The organism is Nocardioides halotolerans DSM 19273 (assembly GCF_000422805.1).
Taxonomy (GTDB): domain Bacteria; phylum Actinomycetota; class Actinomycetes; order Propionibacteriales; family Nocardioidaceae; genus Nocardioides; species Nocardioides halotolerans.
Genome location: NZ_AUGT01000032.1, coordinates 21,315 through 27,823 on the forward strand (window position 1 = coordinate 21,315; position 6,509 = coordinate 27,823).

5 protein-coding genes are annotated in these 6,509 nt (G+C 69.3%); 1 reads left to right on the plus strand and 4 read right to left on the minus strand.

All coding sequences use genetic code 11. The annotated features are described in order from the left end of the window. Positions 1 to 3 precede the first annotated feature (3 nt). From G514_RS29165 to G514_RS0110465, 4 genes are read right to left on the minus strand one after another with little or no spacing between them, the layout of a single operon-like run. Complete coding sequence (locus G514_RS29165) at positions 4 to 750, minus strand: cysteine hydrolase family protein (RefSeq protein ID WP_051247303.1); 747 nt, start codon at positions 748 to 750, stop codon at positions 4 to 6. After that, complete coding sequence (locus G514_RS0110455) at positions 747 to 2,552, minus strand: ABC transporter permease (protein WP_084152005.1); 1,806 nt, start codon at positions 2,550 to 2,552, stop codon at positions 747 to 749. The genes G514_RS29165 and G514_RS0110455 overlap by 4 nt, the downstream gene beginning before the upstream one ends. Beyond that, complete coding sequence (locus tag G514_RS26115; RefSeq protein WP_051247305.1) at positions 2,530 to 3,642, minus strand: ABC transporter ATP-binding protein; 1,113 nt, start codon at positions 3,640 to 3,642, stop codon at positions 2,530 to 2,532. Before G514_RS26115 ends, G514_RS0110455 begins: the two co-directional genes overlap by 23 nt. A gap of 29 nt (positions 3,643 to 3,671) precedes the next feature. Further along, complete coding sequence (locus tag G514_RS0110465; RefSeq protein WP_169576396.1) at positions 3,672 to 4,688, minus strand: ABC transporter substrate-binding protein; 1,017 nt, start codon at positions 4,686 to 4,688, stop codon at positions 3,672 to 3,674. A 304-nt stretch (positions 4,689 to 4,992) separates the two neighbouring features. Here G514_RS0110465 and G514_RS26120 point away from each other — a divergent pair, with 304 nt between their 5' ends. Continuing rightward, positions 4,993 to 6,216 (plus strand): MFS transporter, encoded by a 1,224-nt coding sequence (locus G514_RS26120; protein WP_084152009.1) that lies wholly within the window; start codon positions 4,993 to 4,995, stop codon positions 6,214 to 6,216. The last annotated feature ends 293 nt before the right edge of the window (positions 6,217 to 6,509 follow it).

Sequence of the window (6,509 nt, forward strand, 5' to 3'; positions counted from 1 at the left end):
ACCTCATCCAGCCGCTGCCGCCTCCGTCGTACGACGGTGGTCGGCGAGGTAGGCCAGCGCGTGGTCGAGCGGCACGACGTGGGCGTACTTGCGGTGCATGTCGTAAAGGCTCATCGCGTGCGAGGCCTCGGTGCGGTCGAAGACGCACTCCTCGGGCACGACCATCGTGTAGCGCAGGTCCCGGCCGTCCACGACCGTGGCCCGGACGCAGCCGCTCGTCGACTCGCCGGCCACGATCACCGTGTCCGCGCGCAGGTGGTTGAGCGCCGCCGGCAGCGCGGTCGTCGGGAACGCGCTCGCGGAGCGCTTGCGGAGGACGATCTCGCCAGGGACCGGCGCCAGCTCGGGCACGATGGCGTAGTCGGCCTCGCGGGCCTCGGCCGCCGCCCCGGTCAGCACCGCCGACGGGTCCGTCAGCCGGTTCCAGTTGCTCAGCTCGACCTGTCTGGTCACGTGGATCACCGGGATGCCGGCGACCCGCGCGGCCTCCAGCAGTGCCACGATCCGGGGCAGCGCCGCCCAGCCGGTCAGCCCGAGGTTCGAGCTGGCCGAGTCGTCGTCCATCACCTCGAGCACCGACTGCGGTCGGTCGCCGAAGGCCTTGCGGTAGAGGTCGACGAGCAACAGGACCGGCCGGTGACCGATCTCGTTGACGTTGGGCAGGAAGGCCTTCTTCGCCTCGAGCTCCTTGTCCTGGGGAGTCAGGAAGGCGTCCCACACCCGCTCGGTGCTGGTGTCGTCACCGGTCACAACGCGTCTCTCTCCCCGCCGCGGAGCAGCGTCGCCGCGGTGGCGGTGACGGCCGTCAGGATCACGCTCATCGCCATCGAGCTGGCCACGTCGCCCTGGTCCCAGAAGTTGTAGATCTCGGTCGCCAGCACCGAGTTGCCCGGTGCCACGAGCATCAGGGCCAGGGTGAGGTTCTGCGCCACGGCGACGAAGATCATCAGCGTGCCGTTCGCGATCACCGGCCGCAGCAGGGGCAGCAGGATCTTCCACCACACCACCCAGGGCGGCGCGCCGGAGGCGGCGCCGGCCTCCTCCAGGCTGGCGTGGATCTGCGCGATGCCGGGGGTGGTGATCCGGGTGCCGAGCGCGATCTGCCGGGTGACCATCGCGAGCACGACGATCCAGATCGTGCCGTAGAGCCCCACGGGGACGACCAGGTAGATCAACACGATCGCCAGGCCGACGATCACGCTCGGGATCAGGTGCGGCGCGAAGACCAGGAAGTCGAGCAGCGCGGTGGTCCGCGACCGCGAGCGCACGATCACCCACGACGAGAGCAGCGAGAGCAGCATCGTGAACAGGGCGGTGAGCACCCCGATCACCAAGGTGTGCCACAGCGCGTTGGTGAAGTTGGGCGAGTCGAAGACCGAGCGATAGGCGTCGAGCGTGAAGCGGTGCACGCCCTCCCAGCTGAAGCCGCTGAAGTAGGGCTGGGTCGACGCCCAGATCATCACCAGCAGGGGCGCGGCGAAGGTGACGATGCCGTAGCAGACCATCACGAGGAACGCCGGCCAGCGCCACCGGCGCAGCTGGATGCGGCGCGGCCGGTAGGCCTTGCCCGTCACCGTGGCGAACCGGCTCGACTTGCTGATCAGCCGCTGGTAGGCGAGGAGCGGACCGGCGGCCAGCACGAGCAGCAACATGCCGTAGGTGCTGGACACACCGTAGTCGGCCACCCCGATCGCCGGGTGCACCTCGAGGTAGACCTGGGTGCTCAGGACCGTGATGTGGCCGGGCAGCCCCAGGATCAGCGGCACGTCGACCGCCTCGATCGCGGTCACGAACTGGTAGATCGCGGCGGCGGCCATGGCCGGGAGGAGCAGCGGGATCGTGACCTTGCGCATCGTCGTGAGGGGTCGGGCCCCGCTGGCGGCAGCGGCGTCCTCCATCGTGCCGTCCATCTGCCGGATCGCCGCGCTCACGAGGAGGAACATCAGGGGAGTCATCCGGATGCCCTCGACGAGGATCATCCCGGGCAGCGACTGGATGTTGAACTGCGGCAGCCCGACCGCCGAGAACCCCTGGTTGATCACGCCGTTGTTGGTGTTGAGCAGCAGGTTCCACGAGATGCCGTAGACCAGACCCGGTATGCCGATCCCGGTGACCACGATCACGTACAGAAGCCGCCGAGCCGGGACGTTGGTGCGCTCGATCAGCCAGGCCGCGCCGATGCTGCACACCGTCGCCAGCACGAGCGCCCCCAAGGCGTAGGCGAGAGTGTCGCCCATCACCGACCAGGTCTTGGAGCTGGTGAAGACGTCGCTGTAGTTCTGGGTCGTCCAGCGGGCCGTCGGTCCGAACGGCAGGGAGAGCCCGGTCTGCTGGAAGGAGCTGGCCACCAGCATCCCGACCGGGCCGGCGATCAGGTAGAAGAGGATCAGCGTGACCAGCAGGGCCAGCCACTGACGCTGGGCGAAAGCGCCGATCCGCCTGCCCACACCGGGCCGCGGCGCGGGCCGGACGTGCGCTTCTCCCGTCGGCGGGGCGACGGGGGTGAGGGTCGTCATCAGGTCGGCCCGCTCACGCCGGAAGGATGTGGACACGGTCCACGGGGAGCTCGACGTACGCGCTGTCGTCCTCGACCTGGGTCCACCCCTTCGCCGGTCGGGTCGACCGCATGGTGTGGCCCGCCACCTCGAGGCGGACGTCGACCGAGGGGCCGAGGAACAGCACGCTCGTGATCTTCGCGGCGAGCACGTTCGGGCGGTCCGTGGGCGGCGCAGGGTGGACCTCGATGTCCTCGGGGCGCACGGCCACGGTCACGGTCTGCCCCACCTGCACCGGCCCCAGGGTCCGAGCCTGCAGCCTGCCGACCGGGGTCCCGACCCGGGCCGACCGCTGCATGCCGTCGTCCTCGACGGCCTCGACGGTGCCCTCGTAGAAGACGGCGGCGCCCGCCGCGGAGGCTGCGTGCTGGCTCTTCGGTGCCTGGTAGAGGTCACGCGGGGTCGTGACCTCCTCCAGGACACCGTCGCGCATCAGGCCGATCCGGGTCGCCATCGAGAGGGCCTCGGACTGGTCATGGGTGACGAAGAGCGTCGTGATCCGGATGCGCTGCTGGATCTGCCGCAGCTCGTGCCGCATCTGCTCGCGCAGCGCGGCGTCGAGGTTCGAGAGTGGCTCGTCGAGCAACAGCACCGCGGGCTCGCGCACCAGTGCCCTGGCGAGCGCGACGCGCTGCTGCTGGCCGCCGGACAGTGCCGTGGCGTCGCGGGTCGCGTACTTCTCGAGCTTGACCATCTCCAGCGACGCCATGACCTGGTCCCGGATCTCGTTGCGCCTCAGCTTCTTCGCCGAGCCGTGCCGCAGCGGGAACGCGACGTTCTCGAAGACCGTCATGTGCGGCCAGACCGCGTAGTCCTGGAAGACCAGGCCGATGTCACGCCGGTAGGTGGGCACGAACTTCGTCGGCCCGGCCACGGTCTTGCCGTCGATCGCGATCTCGCCGCTGCTCGGCCTGATCAGCCCAGCGATGCACCGGAGGATGGTCGTCTTGCCGCAGCCGCTCGGGCCGAGCAGGACGAACATCTCCCCGCTGTTGACGTCGAAGGAGACGTTGTCGACCTGGGGTCGGTCACGGTTCTTCTTCGACTGGTAGTGGTGCTCGAGGTTGCGGACGGTGACTGCAGACATGGTGTGACACCTGCTCCTGGTCGCGAGAGCTACTGGCTCGACTCGGCGATGTGCGTCACCATCTTGTCGGCTGCGTCGAAGTCCTCCTGCGTGTCGACGACCGCGAGCTCGGAACCGGCCGGCATGTCCGCCGGAGCCTCGGCGTTGCTCTTGCCCTCGACCTTCAAGCGGCCGGCCTCGCCCTCGGGGCCGGTCCACCACTCCAGGAAGCAGGCCGCGGCATTCGGGTGCTCGGCACCCTTGATCAGCGCGGTGTTGTAGTCGTTGACCGGGATCACGTCGAGCAGCTGGAAGCCGAGCGGCGCACCGGAGTCGATGTTGGCCTGGGCGTCGTTCTGGCTGGCGCTGGTCGTCATGGCGTACTGGCCCTGGACCACCGCCTCGATGCTCGCGGTGCCACCCTCGATCGGGACCGCCTTCGTGGTGTCGAGGAGGTCGTCGAACCAGGCGATCGCCTTGTCCGGACCCCACACGACGGACGTCCCCTGGAGGTAGGTGCCGCGGGGGTCGTAGACGACCTTGCCCGCCCACTTGGAGTCGATCAGGTCCTGGTAGGTCTTCGGGACCTCGGCGGCGGGCACGACGTCGGTGTTGTAGGCGAGGCCGATGTAGGTGCGGCTGTTGCGGACGCCGGGCGCCCCGTTGACCTCGGTGATGTGCTCCTCCGGGGTGCCCGCAGCGGCCCAGTCGTAGTCCTGGATCCAGCCCTGCTGGAACAGCGGGTCGAGAGTGAGCAGGTCGCCGTCCACGACGTCGGCGCCGGGCTTCTTGCCGGCCTGCATCTCGGCGCTCATCCTCTGGACGATCTCGTTGGGCCGGTAGAGGCCGATCGTGATCTTGATGTCCGGGTGCTCCTTCTCGAACGGCGCGATCTCCTCGCGCAGGTCGGCCTCGTCACCGGAGCGCCACCAGTTGACCGCCTTCTCCTTGTCCCCCAGTGCGCAGGCGTCCTTGATCGAGCTGGCCAGCTTGGGGGAGTCCTCGGCCGAGGAGTCGCCCCCGCAACCGGCCAGGGCCAGGGTGCCGGCGATGCCAACCACTGCCACCACCGAAGTCCACTTCGAGCGCATGTTGATCCCCTTACTCCATCTCAGTGACGTCCATCACGACACCCTATGCATACAGAAGGTATGCGGTGTTCAACGGTCGGTCAATAGTTGTTCCATGCAATTTTCAGAACCCCTGCACTTCTCGCGTCAGGCCTATCTGACGGCTGTATAGCCCGAGAGTGCGGGAAGTTGGCGATGCTGGGCTTGCCTCGACACGGCGCAATGGGACACGATTGCATGCGTTTAGCACACAGTCTTCGCCGGTCCCCTGGTCCGTCCCGACCCCTCGAGGGAGTTGACCATGCCCTCTGCCCGGGAGTGGTGGAGCTTCGGAGCGTCCGTCTACCTGCCCAGCGCGCTGTACGGCGTCGGGCTCGGGGCGATCACCCCGACCGTGGTGCTCTCGGCCCGCGAGCTCGGGGCGTCCCTCGCCACCGCCGGGCTCGTGGCGGCGCTGCTGCCCCTCGGGAAGGTGATCGCAGACGTCCCAGCGGGGCTCCTCGCCACCCGGGTGGGCGAGCGGATGGCGATGTTCGTGAGCGCGGGGCTGACCCTGGTCTCTCTGGCGGTCATGCTGAGCGCCACCAACCTGGCCGTCTTCGGGCTCGGGGTCGCGATCTCGGGCATCGGGTCGGCCGTGTGGGGGCTCGCCCGGCACGCCTACCTGACCGAGACGATGCCACCGCACCTGCGCGGGCGGGCGCTCTCGACGCTCGGCGGGATGTACCGGATCGGGATGTTCATCGGTCCCCTCCTGGGTGCCGCCGCGATCGGTCCCCTCGGGCTGGCCGGCGCCTACTGGGTCGACGTCGTGGTGACGGTCGTCGCGACCGTCGCGCTGCTCGCCGTACCGGATGTCTCGCGCGCCCCCGGCGTCGACACCGGCCACCACGACGGCGCAGACGGCATGGTCGCGGTCGTCCGCGAGAACTTCACGGTCCTGCGGACCCTCGGCGTGGGAGCGCTGATGATCAACGCGGTGCGCGGGTCGCGCCAGGTCCTGGTCCCGCTGTGGGCCGATCACCTCGGCCTGTCGCCGACCACCGCCAGCCTGATCTTCGGCATCTCGGGCGCCGTCGACACGCTGCTGTTCTATCCCTCGGGGATGGCGCTGGACCGCTTCGGGCGCCGACCGCTGGTCATCGCCTCGCTGATCGGGCTCGCCTTCGCGCACCTACTGATGCCGCTCAGCTCCGACGGGCTGACCCTCGGCATGTCGGCGTGCCTGATGGGTCTGGGCAACGGCATCTCCTCTGGCACCAACATGACCATCGGCGCCGACGTCTCCCCCACTCGGCAACGTGCCACCTTCCTCGGTGCGTGGCGGCTGCTCTCCGACATCGGCTCCAGTGCGGGCCCGATCGCCATCGGCGGCCTCGCGACCCTCACCGCGCTGGGCCCCGCCACCGCGGTCCTCGGCGGCGTGGCCGGCGTGACCGCCTGGAAGATGCATGGTTGGCTCCGGTCGACCGGACCGGGAACGGAGCGCCCGCCGGCGAGCCCGCCGGGCAGTCCGCTCGACTGATATGTGAGTGCTGGCTGTCAAGGGCAGGGTGAGGCGCCGCCGGGTCGGGTGACCTGGCGGCGCCTCGTCGGTCTCGGGTGGGTGACTGCTTCGCAGCGTGTCTTGGCGACGCGCGGTCGAGACTGATATGCGCGGGTTGGTTACCGCATGACGGCGTTCGGCAGGAGCGCTCCGCTTCTCTGAGGTCGAGCGTCACCAGTCGGTCTGGTGGCTCACAGTCGAAACGTGGGTCGGCTCCTCGCGCTGCACGTCGCAGTCGGCTCAAGCCCGAGACCGGGCTTGGCGGGGCGCGG

Coding starts and splice junctions, on each gene's coding strand:
- G514_RS26115 (WP_051247305.1), bottom strand. CDS start 3,642: ATGTCTGCAGTCACCGTCCGCAACCTCGAGCACCACTACCAGTCGAAG.
- G514_RS26120 (WP_084152009.1), top strand. CDS start 4,993: ATGCCCTCTGCCCGGGAGTGGTGGAGCTTCGGAGCGTCCGTCTACCTG.